The sequence below is a fragment of the Amorphus suaedae genome, from assembly GCF_053629675.1.
Genome location: NZ_JBRJIT010000002.1, coordinates 333,538 through 358,127, shown reverse-complemented (window position 1 = coordinate 358,127; position 24,590 = coordinate 333,538). Strand labels below are relative to the sequence as shown.

The 24,590-nt window shown below is 70.8% G+C and carries 16 protein-coding genes; 8 read left to right on the top strand and 8 right to left on the bottom strand.

The window, feature by feature from the left end:
• Window positions 1-151: 151 nt before the first annotated feature.
• From AB7M35_RS15345 to argH, 4 genes are all read right to left on the bottom strand, one after another.
• Window positions 152-2,698 carry a TIGR02302 family protein gene (locus AB7M35_RS15345; protein WP_453961231.1) on the bottom strand — a complete coding sequence of 849 codons (2,547 nt, stop codon included), beginning with the start codon at window positions 2,696-2,698 and terminating at the stop codon, window positions 152-154.
• Window positions 2,699-2,928: 230 nt separating this feature from the next.
• Complete coding sequence (lysA, locus tag AB7M35_RS15340; RefSeq protein WP_453961230.1) at window positions 2,929-4,197, bottom strand: diaminopimelate decarboxylase; 1,269 nt, start codon at window positions 4,195-4,197, stop codon at window positions 2,929-2,931.
• Window positions 4,198-4,372: 175 nt separating this feature from the next.
• Window positions 4,373-4,564, bottom strand: coding sequence for a hypothetical protein (locus AB7M35_RS15335; protein WP_453961229.1), 192 nt, complete (start codon window positions 4,562-4,564; stop codon window positions 4,373-4,375).
• A 72-nt stretch (window positions 4,565-4,636) separates the two neighbouring features.
• Complete coding sequence (gene argH / locus AB7M35_RS15330; protein ID WP_453961228.1) at window positions 4,637-6,046, bottom strand: argininosuccinate lyase; 1,410 nt, start codon at window positions 6,044-6,046, stop codon at window positions 4,637-4,639.
• 61 nt (window positions 6,047-6,107) lie between these two features.
• Here argH and tlpA point away from each other — a divergent pair, with 61 nt between their 5' ends.
• Window positions 6,108-6,773: a thiol:disulfide interchange protein TlpA gene (gene tlpA, locus AB7M35_RS15325; RefSeq protein ID WP_453961227.1), complete on the top strand. Its 666-nt coding sequence runs from the start codon at window positions 6,108-6,110 to the stop codon at window positions 6,771-6,773.
• A gap of 21 nt (window positions 6,774-6,794) precedes the next feature.
• Here the strand turns inward: tlpA and AB7M35_RS15320 are convergent, their stop codons facing one another.
• Window positions 6,795-7,556, bottom strand: coding sequence for an ion channel (locus AB7M35_RS15320; protein WP_453962544.1), 762 nt, complete (start codon window positions 7,554-7,556; stop codon window positions 6,795-6,797).
• A 291-nt stretch (window positions 7,557-7,847) separates the two neighbouring features.
• Between AB7M35_RS15320 and AB7M35_RS15315 the strand changes: the two genes are divergently transcribed.
• Together AB7M35_RS15315 and pbpC are read left to right on the top strand one after the other, a co-directional pair.
• Window positions 7,848-13,271, top strand: a complete 5,424-nt coding sequence (locus AB7M35_RS15315) for an alpha-2-macroglobulin family protein (protein WP_453961226.1) — start codon at window positions 7,848-7,850, stop codon at window positions 13,269-13,271.
• Window positions 13,268-15,382 carry a penicillin-binding protein 1C gene (gene pbpC, locus AB7M35_RS15310; RefSeq protein ID WP_453961225.1) on the top strand — a complete coding sequence of 705 codons (2,115 nt, stop codon included), beginning with the start codon at window positions 13,268-13,270 and terminating at the stop codon, window positions 15,380-15,382. The genes AB7M35_RS15315 and pbpC overlap by 4 nt, the downstream gene beginning before the upstream one ends.
• A 145-nt stretch (window positions 15,383-15,527) precedes the next feature.
• On the opposite strand, the gene AB7M35_RS15305 is transcribed toward pbpC, so the two are convergent.
• The 3 genes from AB7M35_RS15305 to AB7M35_RS15295 all read right to left on the bottom strand — a co-directional run bounded on the left by AB7M35_RS15305 (window position 15,528) and on the right by AB7M35_RS15295 (window position 16,765).
• Entirely contained in the window at window positions 15,528-15,974 is a 447-nt protein-coding gene (locus tag AB7M35_RS15305; protein WP_453961224.1) for a hypothetical protein, read from the bottom strand.
• Entirely contained in the window at window positions 15,971-16,327 is a 357-nt protein-coding gene (locus AB7M35_RS15300; protein WP_453961223.1) for a DUF883 family protein, read from the bottom strand. Before AB7M35_RS15300 ends, AB7M35_RS15305 begins: the two co-directional genes overlap by 4 nt.
• A gap of 219 nt (window positions 16,328-16,546) precedes the next feature.
• Window positions 16,547-16,765, bottom strand: a complete 219-nt coding sequence (locus tag AB7M35_RS15295; RefSeq protein ID WP_453961222.1) for a hypothetical protein — start codon at window positions 16,763-16,765, stop codon at window positions 16,547-16,549.
• 289 nt (window positions 16,766-17,054) lie between these two features.
• Here AB7M35_RS15295 and topA point away from each other — a divergent pair, with 289 nt between their 5' ends.
• The 5 genes from topA to AB7M35_RS15270 all read left to right on the top strand — a co-directional run bounded on the left by topA (window position 17,055) and on the right by AB7M35_RS15270 (window position 24,565).
• A complete protein-coding gene (topA, locus tag AB7M35_RS15290) occupies window positions 17,055-19,730 on the top strand; it encodes a type I DNA topoisomerase (RefSeq protein WP_453961221.1) in 2,676 nt (891 codons plus the stop codon).
• A gap of 140 nt (window positions 19,731-19,870) precedes the next feature.
• Window positions 19,871-22,159 carry a ribonuclease R gene (rnr, locus tag AB7M35_RS15285; protein ID WP_453961220.1) on the top strand — a complete coding sequence of 763 codons (2,289 nt, stop codon included), beginning with the start codon at window positions 19,871-19,873 and terminating at the stop codon, window positions 22,157-22,159.
• Window positions 22,156-22,617, top strand: a complete 462-nt coding sequence (locus tag AB7M35_RS15280) for a DUF983 domain-containing protein (protein ID WP_453961219.1) — start codon at window positions 22,156-22,158, stop codon at window positions 22,615-22,617. The genes rnr and AB7M35_RS15280 overlap by 4 nt, the downstream gene beginning before the upstream one ends.
• On the top strand, window positions 22,614-23,348 hold the full coding sequence (locus AB7M35_RS15275; protein ID WP_453961218.1) for an NUDIX hydrolase: 735 nt from the start codon (window positions 22,614-22,616) through the stop codon (window positions 23,346-23,348). Before AB7M35_RS15280 ends, AB7M35_RS15275 begins: the two co-directional genes overlap by 4 nt.
• A 50-nt stretch (window positions 23,349-23,398) precedes the next feature.
• Window positions 23,399-24,565 carry an MFS transporter gene (locus tag AB7M35_RS15270; protein WP_453961217.1) on the top strand — a complete coding sequence of 389 codons (1,167 nt, stop codon included), beginning with the start codon at window positions 23,399-23,401 and terminating at the stop codon, window positions 24,563-24,565.
• Window positions 24,566-24,590: the final 25 nt, after the last annotated feature.

Here is a 24,590-nt window from a genome sequence, read left to right as displayed (position 1 = left end):
GACCGGACCGCCCTGAACGAAAACGGTGTGCTGGCGCGGATCGAATCAGACGCCGCGACGCTGCGTCAACCCTGTGGACAGGGCGCCGTCAAATCAAGCCGCAGCGACCCGGTTGCCGGACGGCACGGGGCGTGGCGCGACCGGCCTCGGCTCAGTTGCCCGGCAGCAGCCGCTCCAGGTAGTCAAGCTCGATCGACGGGCGGCGAGGATCGCTCAGGCGGTTGCGCAGCTCTTCCAGGATGCGCCGCGCCCGCTGTACGTCGATCTCGTCGGGGATCTGCACCCGGCTGGTCATGTCCGAGCCCTCGTTGCGGCGGAACCGGCCGAGCGGATCGCGCTCCTGGCCCTGGGCCGTCTGGCCCGGCTGGTTGCCGCCGGGCTGGTTGCCGTTGCCGGCCATCTCGTTTGCCAGCGACTGGGCACCCTGGCGCAGCCGGTCGAGCGCCTCGCCCTGGTCGCCGAGCGCCTCGCCCGGACGGCCCTGGCCGAGCTGGTTCTCCGCCCGGCCCATCGCGTCGCCCGCCTCGCCGAGCTGGTCGTTCGGCTGCAGGCCCTGGTCGCCGAGCTGATCCAGGAGCTGCTGCAGGCGCTGGCCGAGCTGGCCCTGGCCTTCCTGCAGCCGGCGCAGCTGCTCGGCGAGTTCCTGCGGGCTCTGGCCCATGCCGTCCTGCTCGCCGCCCTGGCGGCCGGGCTGCCGACGTCCCTGCTGCCCGTTCTGGCCGTCGCGGTCGAGGCGATGGGTCTCGTTCATCAGTTCCTGCTGGCGCTGGATCATCTTGCCGAGCTGGTCGAGCATCTGCTCCATCTCGCCCATGCCGCCCTGGGGCGACATCTGCGGCGTTCCGGCCTGCAGGTTCTCCATCATCCGCTGCATTTCCGACAGCAGCTGCTCGGCCTGGTCGCGCGCGCCGGACTTCGCCAGTTCCTCGATCCGGTCGAGCATGCGGTCCAGATCGGTCTGCGACAGCATCTGGGCATTCGGGTCCATCTGCTGGGCCGACTGCGGATTACGCATCGCCTGCTGGGCAAGCTCGCGCATGTAGCGGTTCATCGCCTCGCGCAGTTCCTGGGTGAGCCGGGCGATCTCCTGATCCGAGGCGCCGTTCTGCAGCGCCTGCTTCAGCGCTTCCTGCGCCGCCTTCAGCGCCCGCTCGGCATCGGACAGCTCGCCGTCCTCGATCATCACGGCGACGTTCCAGAGCGACTCCACGACTTCGGTCAGCGCCGCGTCGTCGTCGGCCCCCACCAGGTCGCGGTAGACCGAATCGACCGCCAGATAGTGGCCGTCGCTGGAGAAGATCGCCTGCGGGTAGAGCATGAAGGAGGAAATGGCGTCGATGACGTTCGCCTGCGCGTTGGCGTCGTAGGCGAGGATCCGCCGCTGCTCGATCAGCGCCTGGGCAACCGGCTGGTAGAAGCTGCGCGACGGCAGCACGAACCGGCGCGGTTCGCTGCGCCCTTCCTGCCCAGTGGCGTCGGTGGCGACCAGCGTCGCCTCGACCAGCGCACCGGCCCACGGATGGTCCGACAGGTCCTTCTGGGTGCGCGCGGCGCCGGCCCCGTCGCGGCGGCTCGGCAGCGCCAGCGCGAAGCCCGGCGCATCGATCAGCGGCCGCGGCTCGGCCCTGGTCTCGACCGACGACGGGTTCTCCACCAGCCTGAACTCGGCGCGTGCCTCGCTGACCCCGTAGTCGTCCTGCGTCTCGTAGTGGAGCTCAAGCGCGCCGCGCACGGTTGCGGTGGGATCGTCGGTAAAGCGGATCGTCGGCGGGGCGTCGGCCACCACCGAGAACGGCCAGCTCTCGATCACGCTGCCGCCACTCTTCACCTCGACCCGGGCGCTCTCGGTGAGCGCCAGCGTCGCCTCGCGCGGGCCGTCGGCCGCAACCACGGCCTTGGGGTCGGCATCCGCCGCGCCGACCGGCGCGGTCTCGACGGGGCGCACCTCGCCGCCGGCGGCGACGTCGACCGTCACGTCCGACGCGCCCTGGATGCGCAACACCAGCTCGCTGCCGACAGGAACGGAAATCTCGTTGGTCTGCGGGCGCGCCGTGCCGGTCAGGAACAGCGGCGCCATGCCGGTGTAGGCCGGCGGCGACACCCACGCGTCCAGCCGCAGCGACGGCTCGGCGGTCGCCTCGGGCGGCACGACGAACGCCGCCTTGATCCGCGACCAGTACTCGCCGGACCCGGCGGCGAGGCCGACGAACAGCAGGGTGCCGACCACCGCGCGCAGGGCATAGGGATCGCGCCGGTAGAGCTTCGGCGCCGGCAGCCGGGCCGACACCTGCTCCAGCGCCGCCACCATGCGCGCCCGGTGAGCGGTCCACAGCGCCCGGGTGCCGCGGTCTGCGGTGTCGAGGGCCGGATCGTCCTCGTAGGCCGTCAGCGGCCGGTGCGGCACGCCCGATTGGAGTTCGAGGCGATGGATGGCTTCGCGCCGGCCGGGGATGCGCAGCCGCGCCAGCGGCACGAGCGCGGCCAGCAGGCCGAGGCCGAACACGGCGAGCCCGCCGACGCGCAGCCAGTACGGAGCGGCCAGCCAGAGGCCAAGCCAGGAGAGCGCAAGGAACAGGCAGACGACGGCCAGCGGCAGCGCCAGGGCCGGCCACAGCCGCTCCCACAGCAGCGACAGCCGCGCCCGGCGCACGAGGCGATCGACACGCATCGCGACCGCATCGGCCGCCGGTCCCGTCATGCTCGTCTCATCCGCTGCCGACCGTCTGGTCATTCCCGCTCCATGCCGTCGCCGCACGCAATCCAGCCGTCATGCCACGAGGCTAGCATGCCCCGTGCCATCAGGTCATTTAAGGCACGCATCGAAAAAGACCCGACCCGGCTGGCGATTTGAAGGCAGCCAAACCGTCGCGGGCGCCGCAAAGACCGACCGTTTCCCGCGAATTTGTGCGTTTCCGGGAGCTTTGACGCTCAGTCGAGCCAGGGCGGCAGGCTGTCGAGGCCGATCAATTCTTCGTATGTCGGCCGTCGGCGGACGACATGGAAGGCGTCTGCGTTGACCAGCACTTCCGGCACGAGCCGCCTGGTGTTGTAGGTCCCGGCCTGGACCGCACCATAGGCACCGGCGGTCATCACCGCCAGCAGATCGCCGCGTTCGGCCTCCGGCAGCATCCGGTCGAGCGCCAGGTAGTCGCCCGTCTCGCAGACCGGGCCGACAACGTCGGTGCGCACCGGCTTGCGCGCGGCGACCGCCTCGTCCACCGGCAGGATATCGTGGTGGGCGTCGTAGAGAGTCGGGCGCACCAGGTCGTTCATCGCGGCGTCGACGATCAGGAAGTCCTTCTCCTCGCCGCGCTTGCGGAAGATCACCTCGGTCACGAGGATTCCGGCGTTGCCGGCGATCATGCGGCCGGGTTCCAGGATGATCCGGCAGCCGAACCGGTTGCCGTGCTTGCGGATGACCTCGGCATAGGCCTCCGGCCGCGGCGGCAGCTCCAGCGTGCCGTCATAGGGCACGCCGAGACCGCCGCCGAGGTCCACGTGGCTGATCGTGTGGCCGTCGGCGCGGAGCTGGTCCACGAGGGTGCCGAGCACGTCGAACGCCTGATCGAACGGCTCCAGCGCGGTGATCTGCGAGCCGATGTGCATGTCCACGCCGACGACCTTCAGGCCGGGCAGCCTGGCCGCCTCGGCGAAGGCGGCCCGCGCCTTGTCGTAGGGAATGCCGAACTTGGTCTCGCGCTGGCCGGTGGAGATCTTCTTGTGGGTCTTCGGATCGACGTCCGGGTTGATGCGCAGCGACACCGGCGCCACCAGGCCCATCCCGGTCGCCACCGCCGAGATCCGCGCCAGTTCCGGCTGCGATTCCGCGTTGAAGCACAGGATGCCGGCGGCAAGCGCAGCGGCGATCTCCGCATCGGTCTTGCCGACGCCGGAGTAGACGATCTTCTCCCCCGGCACGCCGGCCGCCAGCGCGCGGCGCAGCTCGCCCTCGGAGACCACGTCCATGCCGGCGCCGAGCCGGGCCAGCGTGGTCAGCACCGCCTGGTTCGAGTTCGCCTTCATGGCGTAGCAGACGAGCGTCGGCAGACCCTCCATCGCCTCGGTGAAGACGTTGAGGTGCCGCGTGAAGGTCGCGGTGGAATAGACGTAGAAGGGCGTTCCGACGGCCTCGGCGATCGTCGGAATGGACACGTCCTCGGCGTGGAGGACACCCTCGCGGTAGTCGAAATGATGCACCCGAGCGCTCCGGGATCGGGGTCGGCGGCGGCCGGACCCAGGCTGTTGCTAAGAAACGACCCGGACCATGCGCGGGCGCGCACGCCGGGTCACGCTCAATCACGGACCTGCCCCGGTTCCGGTTCTGCGGCAACCGAAACGGTGCTCGGTCCGCCGGTCCGGCGTTCGGACCGGTCTAGGTGTTCAGGATCGGATCGAGCACGAATTTCCGGCTGCCGTCGGGGCCGAGCTCCGGCTGCGGATGGGTGGCCGGGTCCGGCGGCGGCGGCGCATAGGGGCCCGCCCTGCGGCCGCAGGCCGAAAGGACGAGCACCAGGCTCATGGCAAGGGCGCCAACCACAATGACGCGCCGATCAGCTCGAACCACGCTCGCTCTCCCCGCTCGCCGGGCGCCCGCATCGGGTCGCCGGCCGTCCCGCTCGTTCCGATTGCCGAAACCTCAGCCCCTTGATCGTCCGGAGCGGCCCTTCTGGTCAAGGCGTCGCCGCCACCGCTTCACCTGCGCGCGCACGTTCTTCGGCGCCGTGCCGCCGTAGCTGGTCCGGCTGGCGACCGACTTGGCCACCGACAGGACGCCCTTCAAGCGCTCGTCGATGCGCGCGTCGACCGTCTGCATCTCCTCCAGCGTCAGCGCGTCGAGCGTGCGTCCGCTCTCCGAGGCGATCGCCACGATGCGGCCGGTCACGTGATGGGCCTCGCGGAACGGCAGCCCGGCCTCGCGCACCAGCCAGTCGGCCAGGTCCGTCGCGGTGGAGTAGCCCTGGCCGGCGGCGCGGCGCATGGCCTTCTCGTTGGGCACGAGGTCGCGCACCATGCCCGTCATCGCGGCCACGCAGAGGGAGAGCGTCGGCAGCGCGTCAAACACCGGCTCCTTGTCCTCCTGCATATCCTTGGAATAAGCGAGCGGCAGGCCCTTCATCACCGTCGACAGCGTCGTTAGCGCGCCGAGAATGCGGCCGGTCTTCGCCCGCACCAGCTCGGCCGCGTCGGGGTTGCGCTTCTGCGGCATGATCGACGAGCCGGTGGTGAACTTGTCGGACAGCTTGACGAACGAGAACGGCGCCGAGCACCAGATCACGATCTCCTCGGCCAGCCGGGAGAGGTGCAGCGCGCAGATGTTCGCCGCCGACAGCGCCTCCAGCGCGAAGTCGCGGTCGGAGACGGAATCCATCGAGTTGGCCGTGGGACGGGCGAAGCCGAGCGCTTCCGCCGTCGCCGCCCGGTCGATCGGGAACGCCGTACCGGCCAGCGCGGCCGCGCCGAGCGGGCATTCGTTGAGGCGCTCGCGCGCATCGGCGAAGCGGCCGCGGTCGCGCCCGATCATTTCCACGTAAGCCATCAGGTGATGGCCGAACGTCACCGGCTGCGCCGTCTGGAGATGCGTGAAGCCGGGCATGATGGTCGCCGCGTGCGCCTCGGCCTGGTCGAGGAAGGCCGTCTGCAGCTCGCCAAGCGCCGCGTCGATGGTGTCCATCGCGTCGCGCACCCAGAGCCGGAAGTCGGTCGCGACCTGGTCGTTGCGCGAGCGTGCCGTGTGCAGGCGCCCGGCGGTCGGGCCGATCAGTTCGGCAAGGCGCGCCTCGATGTTCATGTGGATGTCTTCGAGGGCGCGCGAGAAGGTGAACGATTCGTCGCGGATCTCGGCCTCGATTGCATCTAGACCTTTGAGGATTGCCTCTCCATCTTCGCCCTCGATGATGGATTGCGCCATGAGCATCCGGCAGTGGGCGCGCGAGCCTGCGAGGTCCTGCGCGAAGAGCGCCTTGTCGAAGGCGATCGACGCGTTGATCTCCTCCATGATGGCATCGGGGCCGCTCTCGAACCGCCCGCCCCACATCCGATTGCTCATGTCCGCACTGCTTTCATCGCCGTCGCATTGATCTTCGACCCGCCAGGAACGCCCCGAACCCATGTCCGAGCCAGCCCGCACGTCCCCCCGCCCGCGTCGCCGCTCGGCCCTGGCTGCCGCGTTGGTTTCCGTCGGCATCGTGGCCGGGGTGGGCGCGGTATACGTGACCGGCGGGTTTGCTGGCAACGGCGGCGGTGGCCAATGCGCCGCGGCCGCCGCCATGGCCGGCCCGCTGGACGCGGCCGCCCAGGGCACCGTGGCCGGCTTCAAGCCGCTCGCCACCCCCGTCGATCTCTCCACGCTGTCGTTCAAGAACGGCGACGGAAAGGACGTGACCATCGCCGATTTCGCGGGGCGGACCGTGCTCTTGAACCTTTGGGCGACCTGGTGTCCGCCGTGCCGGGCCGAGATGCCGTCGCTCGACGCGCTGGAGAAGCGGATGGGGGGCGGGGACTTCCAGGTGGTGGCCGTCTCCGTCGACACCAAGGACGACGGCCGGGCGCAGGATTTCTACCGGGAAACCGGCATTTCCAGCCTCGATTTCTTCATCGAACCGACCATGAAGATGTTCGCCGCCCTGAAGAAGGAGGGGCTGGCGCTCGGCATGCCGACGACGCTGATCCTCGACCGCCAGGGCTGCGCCGCCGGCGTGCTCAGCGGCCCGGCCGAATGGGATTCTCCCGAGGCCGTGGGGCTGGTGCGGGCCGCCCTCGACGCGCAGCCCTGAGCCTCGAATCCGGCCCGGTGCCTACCATTCCCCTTCGGTGGGAATGTTCAGCGTCTCGCCGCAGTGCTTGCAGTGGACCGCATCGGGATCGTGGCGGCTCAGGCCGCATTCGGGGCAGGAATACTGCACTTTCGCTGGCCGGAAGATGGTCTGGGCGAGGCGCAGGAACAGGCCCACGCCGAACATCATGATCAGCACGGCGAGGATCCGGCCGACGGTGTCGGTGAGGACGATGTCGCCGTAGCCCGTCGTGGTCAGCGTCGTCACGGTGAAGTAGAGCGCATCGAAATAGGTGTGGATCTGCGGATTTCGCTCGTCCTCCAGCACGAACACGATTGCCGTCACCACGAAGATGAAGACGATCAGGTTCAGCGCCGACGCGATGACCTCCTCGTTGCGCAGGAACCAGCTGGAGTATTTCCTGAGGTCCTTGACGACGTGATAGGAGCGCAGCAGCCGCAGCATCCTGATGACCCGCAGGAAGCCGAGATTGTCTATGAAGGCACTGGCGAAGAGACTGACGATGACGATCACATCGCAGATCGCCGTGAACGAGCGCAGGAAGCGCAGCGGCCGGTCGGCGATGAATGCGCGCGCGGCGAAGTCGGCGACCACCAGCACGCCGATGGTGTAGTCGGCCAGGTGCCAGAAACGGCCGATTTCCAGCGTTGCCGTCACCAGGAAGTAGACGATCAGCGCCACGTCGAGGACCAAAAGGGCGATCCGGAAGCGCTGCGCCGCGCGCGTGTCGCCGTAATAAAGCGCAGTCAGAAAACTGCGCAGACGTGCGCTTTTTTGCGCGAATCCGCGCGATCGCGCAGCCCCGCCGGTTTCCGTCGTCTCGTCCGTCACGCGCGCTGACACCTCCGGTTGCCCACCCGCCAATAGCGCAGATTTGTACCCGCCGCACGCGCTCCGGGTGCCCGGACGCCTCGACACCCTCGATCCGGTCATGAAATCTCGGCGCCGACGGTGTAGCATCGGACGCCGCATGGGAGGCGCCGGCAAAGAAGGCGCACGGCGGCGGGGATTAGGGGAGTGGGACGCATGGGTTGGCTCGGATTTCGCCGGGAGATGAAGCCCCTGGCCGTGGCGACGGCCATCGGTCTGGGGGCGGTCATGGGGACGGCCGGACCGTCGGTGGCCCAGGACCGCGAGATCGTCACCTACCGCGACACCGACCTGCCCGGCTTCGACTACCAGACCCTCAAGGAGGTGCCGCAGTCGGTCTGCGAATCCGCCTGCATCGCCGACGCTCAGTGCCGGGCCTTCACCTACAACGAGCGCGCCCAGTGGTGCTTCCTGAAGTCCGGCGTCGGCGACCGCCAGCGCTTCGTCGGCGCGGTGTCGGGCGAGATCCATTCGATCGACCGCGGCCAGGCCGCCCAGGTCGCTCCGCTGCCGCTGCCCGACGTGTCGTTCCTGCCCGAGGACACGGTTCGCGACGCGACGCGGCTGAGGGCCCAGGCGCTGGCGGCGGTGCGGACCGGCCAGACCATCGGCCGCTTCAACCCCGGCTACGCCCGCCAGCTCACCGAAAGCCCCGGCTGGGCGTGGGCCGACGAGGCCCGCGACCTGCTGCGGATCAAGACCGACGACTGGCGCCAGCAGCAGGAATTGCCGCAGCAGGCCGCCGCCTCGGCCTATCTCGGCCTCACCCGCGCCACCGACGCGAGCCAGCAGGCGAGCGCGCTGGTGACCCTTTCGGAGGCGCTGCAGCGCCAGTCGCTGTGGCGGCCGGCGATCGAGGCGCTGAAGGCGAGCCTCGCCATCAACGACATCCCGTCGACCCGCCAGCAATTCGAGGCGCTGCGCGACGAATACGGCTTCCGGATCCTGGACTATTCGGTGGATTCCGATGCCGCCAGCCCGCGCATGTGCGTGCAGTTCTCCGAGAACCTGCGGGGCGCGCCGGCCGAGCTCGCCAAGTATGTGAGCGTCGAGGAGATCCGCGACCCCGTCGTCTCCGTCGACGACCAGCAGCTCTGCATCGACGGCCTGAAGCACGGCGAGCGCTACCACGTGACGATCCGCGCCGGCCTGCCCTCCACCGTCGGCGAGACCCTGGCGAACTCCGCCCCGTTCTCCATCTACGTCCGCGACCAGGCGCCGACCGCCCGCTTCTCCGGCGGCGCCTACGTGCTGCCGCGCACCGGCGCCGTCGGCATTCCGGTGACCACCGTCAACACCCGCGAGCTCACCGTGCAGATCCTGCGGATCGGCGACCGGGGGCTGGCCGGCACCATCCGCGGCGGCGACTTCAAGCGGCAGCTTTCCTCCTGGGAAGTCGACAACATCGCCGACGGCACCGGCGCCCGCGTCTGGTCCGGCGCGATGGACGTGACGATGTCCCTCAACGAGGAGATCACCACGGCCTTCCCGGTCTCCGAGGCGATCGGCACGCTGGAGCCCGGCGTCTACGTGATGACCGCCAAGCCCATCGAGGACGACAGCACCTACGGCCAGCTTGCGACCCAGTGGTTCATCGTCTCCGACCTCGGGCTCGCCGCCATGTCGGGCACCGCGGGCGTCGACGCCTTCGTACGGTCGATCGCCAGCGCCGACGCGCTCGAGGGCGTCGAGGTGCGGCTGATCGCCCGCAACGATCAGATCCTCGCCACCGGCAAGACCGACGCGACCGGCCACGCGCTGCTGGAAACCCAGGCCGCGCCGCAGGCCGGCGACGGCATGACGCCGGCGCTGCTGGTGGCCGAGACCGAAGCGGGCGACTACGCCTTCCTGGACCTGACGGCGGCCGGCTTCGAGCTGACCGACCGCGGCGACGAGGGCCGCCCGGCCCCCGGCCCGCTCGATGCCTTCGTGGTGAGCGAGCGCGGCATCTACCGGGGCGGCGAGACCGTGCACCTGACGACGCTGCTGCGCGCCGACGACGCGGTCGCCACCACCGGCGTGCCGGTGACCCTGATCGTCCGCCGCCCGGACGGCATGGAGGACCGCCGCATGGTGCTGACCGGCGACCGGGCCGGCGGCTTCACCGCCGACATCGACCTGCTGGCCGGCGCGATGACGGGCACGTGGCGGGTGTCCGCCTACGCCGACCCGAAGGCGCAGCCGATCGGCGGCACCACCTTCCTGGTGGAGGACTACGTGCCCGAGCGGATCGAGGTGAGCCTCGACGCGCCGGAGGGCCAGGTCGACGCCGGCGGCAAGCTGGCGATCGCCCTGGACGCCCAGTATCTCTACGGCGCGCCGGCAGTCGGCCTCGCGCTGGAAGGCGAGACGGTGGTGCGGCCGGCCGACGGCATGCCGGGCTTCGCCGGCTATTCGTTCGGGCTCGGCGACGACCAGCTCACCCCCGAACGCGCGCCGCTCGTCGAGCTGCCGCTCACCGGCCCCGACGGCCGGGCGACGGTGATGGCCACGATTCCGACGCTTGCCGCCACCACCCGGCCGCTGGAGGCCGAGGTGACCGTGCGGGTGCGCGAGGCCTCCGGCCGCGCCGTGGAAGAGCGCATCACCCGTCCCGTCGCGCCGTCCGGACCGATGATCGGCGTGAAGCCGCTGTTCTCCGGCGACCAGGTGAGCGAGGGCGCCACCGCCGGCTTCGAGGTGATCGCCATCGGCCCGTCCGGCGCGCGCATCGACCTTGCCGGCGCGAACTGGGAACTCCTCAAGGTGAACCGCCGCTTCCAGTGGTATCGCAACGGCTCGAGCTGGAACTACGAGCCGATCGTCTCCACCCAGCGGGTGGCGAGCGGCACCCTGGACCTGACCACCGGCGCGGCGGCGCGCATTTCCGCCGCCGTGGACTGGGGCACCTACCGGCTCGAGGTGATCGACCCGGGCAGCGCCACCACCGCCACCAGCGTCACCTTCTCCGCCGGCTGGGTCAGCCTGTCGGCCCAGGCCGACACGCCGGACGTGCTGGAGGTCGGTCTCGACAAGGCCGACTACACGCCCGGCGAGACGGCCAAGGTGCGCCTGGATCCCCGCTTCGCCGGCACCGCGGTGATCTCCGTGGTGACGGACCGGCTGCTCTATTCCGAGACCGTGGAGGTGCCCGCCGAGGGCACGTCCATCGACCTCACCGTCGACGAGAGCTGGGGACCCGGCGCCTACGTGACGGCGATGCTGTTCCGCCCGATGGACGTGGCGGCCGGGCGGATGCCCTCGCGGGCGATCGGCCTCGACTGGCTGTCGCTGGACCGCGAGGCGCGCACCCTCGACGTCTCCTTCGAGCTGCCGGACGTGGCCGAGCCGCGCACCACCACGGTGGTGCCGGTGACGGTGGCGGGCATCGAGCCCGGCGAGACCGCCTACCTGACGGTCGCCGCCGTGGATGTCGGCATCCTCAATCTCACCGGCTACGAGCCGCCGGATCCGGCCGAGTGGTATCTCGGCCAGCGCCAGCTCGGCATCTCGATGCGGGACCTCTACGGCGACCTGATCGATTCGCTGGGCGCCGTGCGGGGCCAGATCCGCTCCGGCGGCGGCGCCGACGCCGGCCCCTTCCAGGCCGCGCCGCCGACGCAGGCGCCGGTGGCGCTGTTCTCCGGCATCGTCACCGTCGGTGCCGACGGCCGGGCGGAGGTGCCGTTCGACATTCCGGCCTTCAACGGCACGCTGAAGGTGATGGCCATCGCCTGGACCACGGGGAAGGTCGGCAACGCCGACGCCGACCTGGTGGTCCGCGATCCGGTGGTGGTGACCGGCAGCCTGCCGCGCTTCCTCGCCCCCGGCGACGCGACGCGCATCCGCTTCGACCTCGACAACGTCGACGGGCCGGCCGGCGCCTACGAGCTGACGCTGGTTCCGACGGGACCGGTGGTGCTCGACCAGTCGACCGCCTCGCTGACGCTGGACGCCAAGCAGACCGCCACGGTGGAAGTGGGCCTGTCGGCGGACGAGCCGGGCACCGGCACGATCACCGCGACGCTGTCGGGGCCCGACGGCAGCTCGTTCGAGCAGTCGTTCACCCTGCCGGTGCGCCCGGCCGCCCCCGCCGTCAGCGAAAGGCGGCTGCAGGCGCTCGCCTCAGGCGGCGAAATGACCATCGACGCCGGACTGGCGGCCTCGGTGCTGCCGGACGACGCGCGGGTGACGCTGGCGGTGACCAGCGGCGCGCCCATCGACGTGCCGGGCATCCTGATCGCGCTGGACACCTACCCCTACGGCTGCGCCGAACAGGTCACCAGCCGGGCGATGCCGCTGCTCTACCTCGCGCAGGTGGCGGCCGACGTGGGCATCGGCTCCGATCCGGCGATCAAGGAACGCGTCGACAAGGCGATCCGCCGGGTGCTGGCGCTGCAGGATTCCTCCGGCGGCTTCGGCCTCTGGGCCCCGGTCGGCGGCGACCTGTGGCTGAACGCCTACGTGACCGACTTCCTGACGCGCGCCCGGCAGGCCGGCTACAGCGTGCCAGCGCTGTCGATGACGCTGGCGCTGGACAACATCCAGAACACCCTCTCCTACAGCTCCGACTTCCAGGCCGGAGAGGGCGCCGACGTCGCCTACGGGCTCTATGTGCTCGCCCGCAACGGCCGCGCCTCCATCGGCGACCTGCGCTACTTCATCGACGAGCGGCTGGACGACTTCGGTACGCCGCTCGCCAAGGCGCAGGTGGCGGCGGCGGTGGCGTTCTCCGGCGACCGGCAACGCGCCGACCGGGCCTTCTCGGCCGCGGCGAACGGGCTGCCGCCGGGCGGACAGGACGACCTGCCCAACCGCAGCGACTACGGCTCGCCGCTGCGCGACGCCGCGGCCGGGCTGACGCTCGCCGCCGAATCCGCCATCGACGTGAGCGGCATGCCGGCGTTCACCCAGGCGGTGGCGATCACCAGCGCCGCGACCACCGACGGGCTCAGCACCCAGGAAATGGCCTGGCAGCTGATGGCGGCGCACGCGCTGGGGTCGGCCGACGGCGGGCTGGACCTGACGGTCGACGGACTGCCCCACGGCGGCTCGGTGTTCCGCTCCATGTCGGTGCCGGCGCTGCAGCGCGATCCGGTCCGCATCGCCAACCGCGGCCACGAGACCGCGCAGGTGGCGGTGACGGTGACCGGCACGCCGCGCCTGCCGCTGCCGGCGGCGGCCAACGGGCTTTCCATCGATCGCCAGTACTACAGCCTCGACGGCGAGCCGCTGGATCCGCGCCAGGTGGCCCAGAACGACCGCATGGTGGTGGTGCTGACGGCGACGGAGGTGGAGGCACGGCCAGCCGAACTGCTGATCTCCGACCTGCTGCCGGCCGGCTTCGAGATCGAGAACCCGTCGCTGGTGACAAGCGCCGACCTCGCCGCCTTCCCGTGGCTGCAGACCGACGTGACGCCGGCCCACCTGGGCTTCCGGGACGACCGCTTCATCGCGGCCTTCTCGCGCACCGGCGACGACACCGACCCGATGATCGTCGCCTACATGGTGCGGGCGGTGTCGCCGGGCACGTTCGCCCACCCGGCGGCGCAGGTGGAGGACATGTACCGGCCTGGCCGCTTCGCGCGCACCGCGCCGGGATCGGCGACCGTGCGTCCCGTCAGATGACCGGAACGCCCGGGGCTGCCCGGCCGCGCCGGCGGGGCCGCCGCCTCGCGTTCGCGGCGGTGGCCGCCGGGGCGCTGGTCGCCGTCGCGGCCATCGGCGCCATGGCGGTCGACGCGCGCCATCCGCCGACCCTCGACCCGGTCGGCCGCCCCTCGGTGATGGTGCTCGCCCGAGACGGTACGCTGCTGCGGCCGTTCACAACGCAAGCCGGCCGCTGGCGGCTGCCGGTGGCCGTCGACGACGTCGATCCGCGCTATCTGGAGCTGCTGTTCGCCTACGAGGACAAGCGCTTTCGCGCGCATGCCGGCGTCGACCCGCGGGCGATGCTGCGGGCGGTCTGGCAGGCGGCGACCAGCGGCGGGATCGTCTCCGGCGGCTCGACGCTGACCATGCAGACGGCGCGGCTGCTGGAGGACCGCCACGAGCGCACCCTCGACCGCAAGCTGGTGGAGATGGTGCACGCGCTGCAGCTGGAACGGCGGCTGACCAAGGACGAAATCCTGGAGCGCTACCTTGCGCTGGCGCCGTTCGGCGGCAACCTGGAAGGGGTGCGGGCGGCGAGCCTCGCCTATTTCGGGCGCGAGCCGACGCGGCTGACGCTGGGCCAGGCGGCGCTGCTGGTTGCCCTGCCCCAGGCCCCGGAAGGCCGGCGGCCGGACCGGCACCCGGAGGCCGCACGGGCCGCCCGCGACCGGGTGCTGGACCGGGTGGCCGCGGCGGGCGCGATCTCCCAGGCCGACGCCGACGAGGCGAAGCGCGAGCGCGTGCCGACCGCGCGCCGGCCGGTGCCGATGCTGGCGCCGCACCTGGCGCGGCGGCTGGTGGCCGGCGATCCCGAGACGGCGATCCACCGCACCACCCTCGACGCCCGCGTGCAGCGCGAGCTGGAGACGCTGGCGCGCGAGCGGGCGGACACGCTGGGTCCGGGCATCTCCACCGCGATCCTGGTCGCCGACGCTGAGAGCGGCGAGATCCTGGCGAGCGTCGGGTCGGCCGACTTCCTGTCGACGGCGCGCCAGGGCCACGTCGACATGACGCGGGCGATCCGCTCGCCTGGCTCGACCCTGAAGCCGTTCATCTACGGGCTCGCCTTCGAGGCCGGGCTGGCGCACCCGGAAACGCTGATCGAGGACCGGCCGATCCGCTTCGGCGACTACCGGCCGGAGAACTTCGACGACGTGTTCCACGGCACCGTGACCATCCGCGAGGCGCTGGAGCGCTCGCTGAACGTGCCGGCGGTGGCGGTGCTCGACGCCATCGGCCCGAACCGGCTGGCGGTGCGGCTGCGCGGCACCGGCGCGACGCTGAAGCTGCCGCGCATCGAGGCGCCGTCGCTGGCGATCGGGCTCGGCGGCGTGGGGCTGACGCTGGAGGACCTCGCCCACCTCTACGTGGCGCTTGCCCGGGGCGGCGCGCCGGTGCGCCTGCACGCCCAGCCGCTCGCCGACGGCGTCGATCCGGCGCGCGGGGCGGGCGACCGGCTGTTCGACCGGCGGGCGGCGTGGCTGGTGGCCGATGCGCTGCGCGGCACGCCGCCGCCGCAGAACGCCCGGGGCGGCGAGATCGCCTACAAGACCGGCACCTCGTACGGATACCGGGACGCGTGGTCGGTGGGCTTCGACGGCAGGACGGTGGTGGCGGTGTGGGTGGGGCGGCCCGATTCGGCGCCGGTGCCGGGGCTGACCGGGCGCATCGCCGCGGCGCCGCTGCTGTTCGACGCGTTCGCGCGGGTGTCGCCGGCGCGCACGCCGCTCACGGCCGCGCCGGCGGGCACGCTGATCGCCGACACCGGCAGCCTGCCGATCCCGCTGCGGCGGTTCCGCGATCCGAACCGGCCGGAGCACGATCCGGCGCGGCCGGGGCTGGTCATCGCGTTCCCGCCCGACGGCGCGACGGTGGCGCTGTCGGAGCCGGGCGGCGGGCGGCAGCCGCTGTCGGTGAAGGTGGAGGGCGCGGCGGACCGGCTGGTGTGGCTGGTCGACGGCCGGCCGATCGCCGTGCCGGCGCACCGGCGCGGCACCCAGATCGCCATCGACCACGCGGGTCCGGTGCGCATTACCGTGCTCGACCCCGAGGGCCGGTCGGACTCGGTCACCGTCACGGTGGAGTGACGGGCCCCGTCTCGGATACGACAGCCACGGAGGCACCAGGCCAGCGCGCCTCAAACGAAAATGGCTCCAGGCCGGGACGACCTGAAGCCATTCTGACGGGTGCGGCGGCGCGCGACGGAACCGGACCTGGTCCGTGCCGTCCCGCTCAGCCCTTGCGGCGGCCGATCCCGAAGCCGACGGCGAGCGCCGTGAACATCAGCCCGAAGACGACGGGCTTCTTCGGCGGCCAGACATCGGAGACGCTGCCGGGAAACAGGCCGGCGCCCGGTGCAGGTCCCGCCAGCGGCGCGGCGGCCGCTGACGGTTCAGATAAAGGGCGGCGGACGACCACCCTCCGTCGCCGCCTGCCGAGAAGCAGCAGGATGATGACCAGCAGCGCCAGGAAGCCGCCGGCGAGCACCAGGTCGGCGGTCACCGCGTCGTAGCGCTCGGCGAGCAGCCGGTGCACGGCGTTGGCGAGGTAGATGACCATGCCCAGCGCCGCCAGGAGCGCGGCGAGCGACAGGACGACCATGCGGACGATGCTCCGCACGGTCAGCATGGCCGACAGGCGCGCGTTGGCCGTCAGCTCGGTCAGGAGGGTCGAGATCATCGTCCGCGGCTAAGGAAGCCGAGGAACAGACCGAAGCCGAGGGCCACCAGCACCGCGGTGAACGGATTGCGGTGGATCGCCGCTTCGGCTTCCTCTTCGTAGGACTTGATCTCGTCGTAGGCGGCGTCGCGGTATTCGCGGCCCTGGCGCTTCATCTCGCTGGCGCGCGACTGCAGGCGCTCCTTGAGGGCGTCGGCTTCCTCGCCGAGCAGCGTCTTCACCGTGTCGGTGAGGCTCGCCAGGTCGGCGCGCAGCGCGTCAATGTCGCGCGAAATGTCTTCGGTCTTGCGACCAGCCTGGTTGGCCGCGGTCTTGGCGCGCTCGTCGGCCATCTTCGCTTCAAATTCAGCCATCGTCGTCTCCGTCGCTCGTCCTGATGCGGCTGAGGACCCCAGCCCGCTCGACCCAAGGAACGGCGCTGAGGGCCGGAAGTTCCCTGAATGGCCGAAGTGGGACATCGCGCGGATTGGGACCCAGGCGGGCTTTTCCCGCAAGGGGTGTCGACCGGAAAGGGTTAAGGCCGCGGCGCCCGGGCCGGCGGCATCGGCGGCTGCTTTGGCGGCCCGTGGGCCTCAGGTGAGCTTGCGCCCGGCCGCCCCGGAGGACTCCATTGCGCGGGCCGCCGCCTCCTCCCGGACGATGTCGAGCAGGTAGCCGAGGAAATCGAAGCCGGAGCGGCGCGCCATCGTCGAGAGCTCCGCGCTGATGCCCTCTATATACTGGGCGGCATCCTCGGGCCGGACCGCGCCCGACGCCTCGCCGCCCTCGTCCTGTCGATCCGTGCGCGTCATCGTCAGCGACCTCCTGACCGCTCCCGCCTGCCCGCGGGAGCCCCGGCCCCGACATATATCATGACGTGCATGATTTGGTGAAGATACCCTCATGGGTTGCTATCGGCAAACGACGGGGTAGCGTACGCCGCAGATGTCCCCATTTGACAGGGCGCCTCGGATTCCGGATTGTCCGCCCCTCGGTTGACGCCCCTGCCGCGCTCGCAGCGGCTCGCGCCAGGGTTGTCCGCACGGCGGATGGCCCTGGTTTTTCACGCTTTTCGAAGATCCAACGAACGCGAAGGTATCGATGCACGTCGTTGTCGTGGAATCGCCTGCCAAGGCGAAGACGATCAACAAGTATCTCGGCCCGGACTACCACGTCCTCGCTTCGTACGGTCACGTCCGTGACCTGCCGGCGAAGGACGGATCGGTGCGTCCGGACGAGGACTTCGCCATGTCCTGGGCCGTTGATGCGAAGTCGCAGAAGCGCATCAACGACATCGCCCGCGCCGTGAAGGACGCCGACGTCCTGATCCTCGCCACCGACCCGGATCGCGAGGGCGAGGCGATTTCCTGGCACGTGCTGCAGGCGCTGCGCGACAAGAAGGCGCTGAAGGACCAGCGCATCGAGCGCGTCGTCTTCAACGCCATCACCAAGCAGGCCGTGACCGAGGCCATGCGCAACCCGCGCGCCATCGACACGCCGCTGGTCGACGCCTACCTCGCCCGCCGGGCGCTGGACTATCTGGTCGGCTTCACGCTCTCCCCCGTCCTGTGGCGCAAGCTGCCAGGCGCCCGCTCCGCCGGCCGCGTGCAGTCGGTGGCGCTGCGGCTGGTGTGCGACCGCGAGGCGGAGATCGAGGCGTTCGTCAGCCAGGAATACTGGTCGGTGCTGGCCAAGATGATCAGCGCCGGCGGCGAACCCTTCGACGCCCGCCTGACGGGGCTCGACGGCAAGCGGCTCGACAAGCTCGCCATCAAGACCGGCGACGAGGCCACCGCGATCCGCGCCTTCCTCGACGACGCCGCCTACGTCGTCTCCTCGGTGGAGGCGAAGCCCCAGCGCCGCAACCCGCAGCCGCCTTTCACCACCTCGACGCTGCAGCAGGAAGCCTCCCGCAAGCTCGGCTTCTCGTCGGCGCGCACCATGCAGATCGCCCAGCGGCTCTACGAAGGCGTCGACATCGGCGGCGAGACGGTCGGCCTGATCACCTACATGCGGACCGACGCGGTGCAGATGAGCCAGGAGGGCATCCAGGCCATGCGCCGCGAGATCGCCGCCTCCTATGGCGACCGCTACCTGCCGGAGAAGCAGCGCCACTACGCCACCAAGGCGAAGAACGCCCAGGAGGCCCATGAGGCGATCCGCCCGACCGAGGCCTCGCGCCGCCCGAAGGACGTCGCCCGCATCCTCGATGCCGACCAGGCGAAGCTCTACGAGCTGATCTGGAAGCGCGCCGTGGCGAGCCAGATGGAATCGGCCGAGATTGAACGGACCACCGTGGAGATCGCCGCCACCGGCGGCGGCCGCGCGGCGGAACTGCGCGCCACCGGTCAGGTCATCAAGTTCGACGGCTTCCTGACCCTCTACCAGGAGGGCAAGGACGACGAGGAGGACGACGGCGGCGGCCGCCTGCCCCCGATCACGACCGGCGAGAAGCCGACCAAGACCGAGATCGAGACGCGCCAGCACTTCACCGAGCCGCTGCCGCGCTACACCGAAGCGACCCTCATCAAGAAGATGGAGGAGCTCGGCATCGGCCGGCCGTCGACCTATGCGAGCACCATGGCGGTGCTGCGCGACCGCGGCTACGTCGCCCTCGACAAGCGCCGGCTGGTGCCGGAGGACAAGGGACGGCTGGTCACCGCGTTCCTGACGGCCTTCTTCGAGCGCTACGTGGAGTTCGACTTCACGGCGAGCCTGGAGGAGAAGCTCGACAAGATCTCCAACGGCGATCTCGCCTGGCAGGACGTGCTGCGCGAGTTCTGGAAGGACTTCTCGTCCAACGTCGACGAGACCAAGGAACTGCGCGTCACCGACGTGCTCGATTCCCTGAACGAGATCCTCGGCGCCCACATCTTCCCGAAGAAGGCCGACGGCAGCGACCCGCGCGCCTGCCCGTCCTGCGCGGAGGGCCGGCTGTCGCTGAAACTCGGCAAGTTCGGCGCCTTCATCGGCTGCTCCAACTACCCCGAGTGCCGCTTCACCCGCCAGCTCGCCCAGACCAACGGCGAGGCGGAAGCGGAGGCCGAGGGACCGCGCGTGCTGGGCACCGATCCGGACAGCGGACTCGACGTGACCTTGCGCTCGGGCAGGTTCGGTCCCTATATCCAGCTCGGCGAGCCGGCCGAAGGCGAGAAGCCGAAGCGCGCCACCCTGCCGAAAGGCTGGAGTGCCGCGACCATCGACCTCGAGGCCGCCCTCAAGCTCCTGTCGCTTCCCCGCGAAGTCGGCACGGACCCTGAGACCGGCAAGCCCATCACCGCCGGCATCGGCCGATACGGCCCGTTCGTCCTTCTGGACGGCACCTACGCCAATCTCGATTCGCCCGAAGAAGTGTTCACCGTGGGTCTCAACCGCGCGGTCACGCTGATCGCGGAGAAGCGCGAGAAACGCGGCAAGGGCCGCGCCGGCGCCGCCGAACTGAAGGCGCTCGGAGAACATCCGACCGCCGGCGGACCGGTGAGCGTGCGCGACGGCAAGTACGGACCGTACGTCAACCATGGCAAGGTGAACGCGACACTGCCGAAGGGCACCGACCCGCAGGCCCTCACCATGGAAGAGGCGGTGGCGCTGATCGAAGCCAAGGCCGGCGCGCCCAAGAAGGCGTCGACCCGGTCGGCGAAACCGAAGGCATCCGCGGCCAAGTCGAAGGCGAAGACCTCGACAACGGCCAAGAAAGCCACCACTTCAACCAAGACCCGGGCCACCAAGGCCCCGGGCAAGACCGCCGCGGCGAAGACCGCCAAGGGGTCTTCATAGTCATCAAGCTAGAGCGGGATGCCAAAATGTGGGACGATCGTTCCGCCCGCATCCCGCTCCGGCGCCACAGGAACGATCACGTCGCCGCGCCTTCCCGTCCATTCGGACCCGGCGCGCCGTGATCTAGAGACGAGGCCCAGTTGGCCCGAGTAAAGAAAACAATCGAAACGAACGAACTGCCCTCTCGCGAGGCCATTCTCAAATTCATCGCCGAGAATCCCGGCGCAACCGGCAAGCGCGAGATCGCGCGGGCCTTCAACATCACCGGCGACCGGCGCATCGGGCTGAAGAAGCTTTTGCGCGAGCTGTCCGAAGACGGCCTCGTGGAGCGCCGCGGACGGCGCCTCGAACGGCCCGGCACGCTGCCCAGCGTCACGGTCCTCTACCTTTCCGGAAAATCCAAGGACGGCGAGCTCATCGGCGAGCCGACCGAATGGGAAGAAGAGGAATACGGCCCGGCGCCCAAGGTCGTCGTGCTTACCGAGCGCAAGGGCCGCGGACGGCCCGGACCGGCGCCCGGCGTCGGCGACCGGGTACTCGCCCGCATCAGCGAAGCCACCGACGACGCGCCCGTGCAGACGGCGAAGATCATCAAGGTGATCGACCGCAAGCCGGCGCGCATTCTCGGCGTGCTGCACGAGACCGGCCGCGGCGGCCGCCTCTCGCCCATCGACAAGAAGCAGCGCGAGCAGCTGCTGCTCGACCCCGACGACATGGGCGACGCCCAGGACGGCGAGCTGGTCGAGGTCGAGGTGAAGCGCGCCGGCCGCTACGGACCGGCGACCGCTCGGGTGGTCGCCCGCATCGGCTCAATGAGCTCCGAGCGCGCGATCTCGATGATCGCCATCCATTCCCACGGCATCCCGCACGTCTTCCCCAAGGCGGTGCTGAACGCGGCGGAAAAGACCAAGGCGGTGACCTCGCTCGCCGGTCGCGAGGACTGGCGCGAGCTGCCGCTGATCACCATCGATCCGGCCGACGCCAAGGACCACGACGACGCCGTCCACGCCGAGCCGGACCCCGACCCGAACAACAAGGGCGGCGTGATCGCCACCGTGGCGATCGCCGACGTGGCGCTGTACGTGCGCGCCGGCTCTCCCCTCGACATGGAGGCGGAGAAGCGCGGCAACTCGGTCTACTTCCCCGACCACGTGGTGCCGATGCTGCCCGAGCGGCTGTCGACGGACCTGTGCTCGCTGCGCGAGGGCGAAGACCGCCCGGCGATGGCGGTGCGGATGGTCTTCGACAAGGCGGGCCGCAAGCGCGGCCACAGCTTCCACCGGGTGATGATGCGCTCGGCGGCGAAGCTCTCCTACCAGGAAGCCCAGGCCGCCATCGACGGCATGCCGAACGACAAGACCGCGCCGCTGGTGGAGCCGATCCTGAAGCCGCTGTGGTCGGCCTACGAGATCCTGTCGGCCGGGCGCGATGCGCGCGAGCCGCTGGACCTCGACCTGCCGGAACGGAAGATCCTCCTGAAGCCCGACGGCACGGTGGACCGCGTCATCACGCCGGACCGCCTCGACGCCCACAAGCTGATCGAGGAGTTCATGATCCAGGCGAACGTCTGCGCGGCGGAGACCTGCGAGAAGGCCGGCCTGACGATCCTCTACCGGATCCACGACAGCCCGAGCCAGGAGAAGCTGACCGGCCTGCGCGAGTTCCTCTCGACGATCCAGATGAGCTTCCCGAAGACCGGCAACCTGAGGCCGTCGCAGTTCAACGGCGTGCTGCACAAGGTGCGCGGCAGCGAGAACGTCCACCTGGTCAACGAGGTGGTGCTGCGCAGCCAGGCGCAGGCGGAATACTCCCCCCACAACATCGGCCACTTCGGGCTGAACCTGAAGCGCTACGCCCACTTCACCTCGCCGATCCGGCGCTACGCGGACCTGGTCGTGCACCGGGCGCTGATCCGGGCGGCGAAGCTGGGCTCCGACGGGCTCACCGACGAGCAGGCGGCCGGGCTGGACGTGCTGGCCGGCGAGATCTCGGTGGCCGAGCGGCGCGCGATGGCGGCCGAGCGGGAAACCATCGACCGGCTGATCGCCCTGTGGCTGGTCGACCACGTGGGCGCCAACTTCTCCGGACGGATCGTCGGCGTGACGCGGTCCGGCCTGTTCGTCGCCCTCGACGATTCGGGCGCCGACGGGTTCATCCCCATCTCCACCATCGGCGAGGACTACTTCCGCTTCGAGGAGGCGGCCCGCGCCCTCGTCGGCAGCCGCACCAAGGTGCGCTACCGGCTGGGCGACCGCGTCGACGTGCGGCTCGTTGAAGCAGCACCCTTTGCGGGTGCGCTTCGGTTTGAGCTTCTGCGCGAAGGCCGGTATCAAGGGTCGAAGCCCCGGCCGCAGAAGAAGCCCGCTACCTCGGGCGGGCGCAAGCGGCCCGCCGCCAGCAAGGGCCGACGAAAGGCGCGTACCCCATGACGAATCCTTCGACACCGGCGACCTACGGCGGCCGCTCCGACGGACTGCCGGCCCGCGAGATCTGGCCCGCCATCCTGCGCGGCGCCAAGGCGAAGTGCCCGGCCTGCGGCGTCGGCTCGATGTTCGAGGGCTACCTGACGGTCCGGCACGCGTGCCCGCACTGCGGCGAGGAACTGCACCACCACCGCGCCGACGACGCGCCGCCCTACTTCACCATCGTGATCGTCGGCCACATCATCGTCAGCCTCGTGCTGGCTGTGGAGATCGCCTATCACCCGCCGTTCTGGGTGCACGCGATCCTGTGGGGACCGCTGACGCTGATCTCCAGCCTGGCGCTGCTGCGCCCCATCAAGGGGGCGCTGGTGGGCTACCAGTGGGCGCTCTACATGCACGGCTTCGATCCGAACGCGCCGCCGGAGGGGCCGATCCCCGATCCCGCCCTCGAGGCGCGCCAGTGAACGACTTCGCCGTCCGCCTGACCCAGGCGGAACGGGACACCACCTATCCGAACCGACGGCCGAAGGACGCGGCGACGCTGCTGATCCTCGACCGCCGGGGCAAGGACGTGCACGTGCTGATGGGCAAGCGCCACAAGGCGCACGTGTTCATGCCCGGCAAGTTCGTGTTTCCCGGCGGGCGCGTCGATCCGGGCGATTCCCGGGTGCCCGTCGCCTCCGACTACGAAGAGGCGACGCGGATGCGCGTCATGGCGAAGATGCGGGCGCCGAAGTCGGCCGCCCGCGCCCGGGCGCTCGCCGTCACCGCCATCCGCGAGACCTACGAGGAAGTCGGCATCCTGATCGGCGCGAAGAGCGCCGTCAGGCCGGTGGGCGCGGACTGGGCGGCGTTCGCCGAACGCTCGCTGCTGCCGGACCTGGCGCCGTTCCGCCTGCTGGCGCGCGCCATCACGCCGCCGCGCCGGCCGCGGCGCTTCGACACCCGCTTCTTCGCCGTCTCCGCCAGCCACATCGCCGACCGCCTGCCCGGCAACACCGGCCCGTCCGGCGAGCTGGAGGACATCCAGTGGGTGCCGCTGCGCGACGTCGCGCACCTGGACATGCCGACCGTCACCAAGACGGTGATCGACGAGCTGCTGCTGCGGCTGGAGGGCGATCCGGACCTGCGCGAGGCGGCGCCGGTGTCGTTCTACCACTGGCGCGGCCGCGGCTTCGTGCGCGAAACGGTCTGAGCGGGATGACCGCTCGCTGCGTCCGCTCACCCGCCGCCGCGGGCTAGACCATGCACACCGCCTCCCCACAGCCCGGCGCGGGCGACTGGCGCGCCATCGGCGCGGCCATCGCCTCGATGACGGCGGTCGGGCTGTCGATCAGCCTCGGCATGCCGCTGCTGTCGCTGGTGCTGGAGGCGCGCGGCGTCTCCACCGCGATGATCGGCCTCAACTCGGCGGTGGGCGGCATCGCCTCGATGCTGGTGCCGCTGGCCGTTCCGGCGGCGGTGAGCCGGCTCGGCACCGCCCGCGTCGCCATGACGGCGCTGGCGGTGATGGCGGCCACCTTCCCGTTCTTCCACCTGATCGATGCGCTGTGGGCGTGGTTTCCGCTGCGCTTCCTGTTCTACGCGGCGGCGACGACGACGTTCGCCGTCGGCGAATTCTGGATCAACGCGCTGGCACCCGACGGCAAGCGCGGGCTCGCCATCGGCATCTACGCGACGATGCTGTCGCTGGGCTTCGCCGCAGGCCCCGCCATCCTCGGGCTGGTCGGCACCGCGGGCGCCACGCCGTTCCTGATCGGCACGGGGATCTTCCTGCTGGCGCTGGTGCCGATGGCGGTCGCCCGCAACAAGGCGCCGAGCGGGCTCGCCCGGCCGAAGACCAACGTCGTCACCTTCCTGATGGTGGCGCCGGCTGCCGTCTTCGCGGTGATGGCGTTCGGCGCGGTGGAGGCGGGCGGGCTGGCGCTCCTGCCGGTGTACGGGCTGGAACTCGGCTTCACGCCGCGCGAGGCGGCGCTGCTGGTCTCGGCGATGGCGCTCGGCAACGTCGTCACGCAGATCCCGCTCGGCCTCATGGCCGACCGGGTCGACCGGCGGGTGCTGCTGCTCGTCTGCGCGCTGGTGGGCGTCGCCGGGGCGCTCGCCATGCCGCTCGCCGCCGGCGACCTGACGGCGCTGCTGGCGCTGCTGTTCGTCTGGGGCGGGATGACCGGCGGGCTCTACACCGTCGGGCTCACGCATCTCGGCGCCCGCTTCTCCGGCACCGACCTCGCCGCCGCCAACTCCGCCTTCGTGATGATGTACGCGGCCGGCATGCTGGTCGGCCCGGCGCTCATCGGCATCAGCCTGGACCTGTGGCCGCCGAACGGGCTGCCGGTCGCCGTCGCCGGCTTCTTCGCCGCCTACGCGGTGCTGGCGGCGGTGCGCATCGCGCAGGCGCGCGCCGCCTGAAGCGGGCCGCGCGCGAACGCCGCTT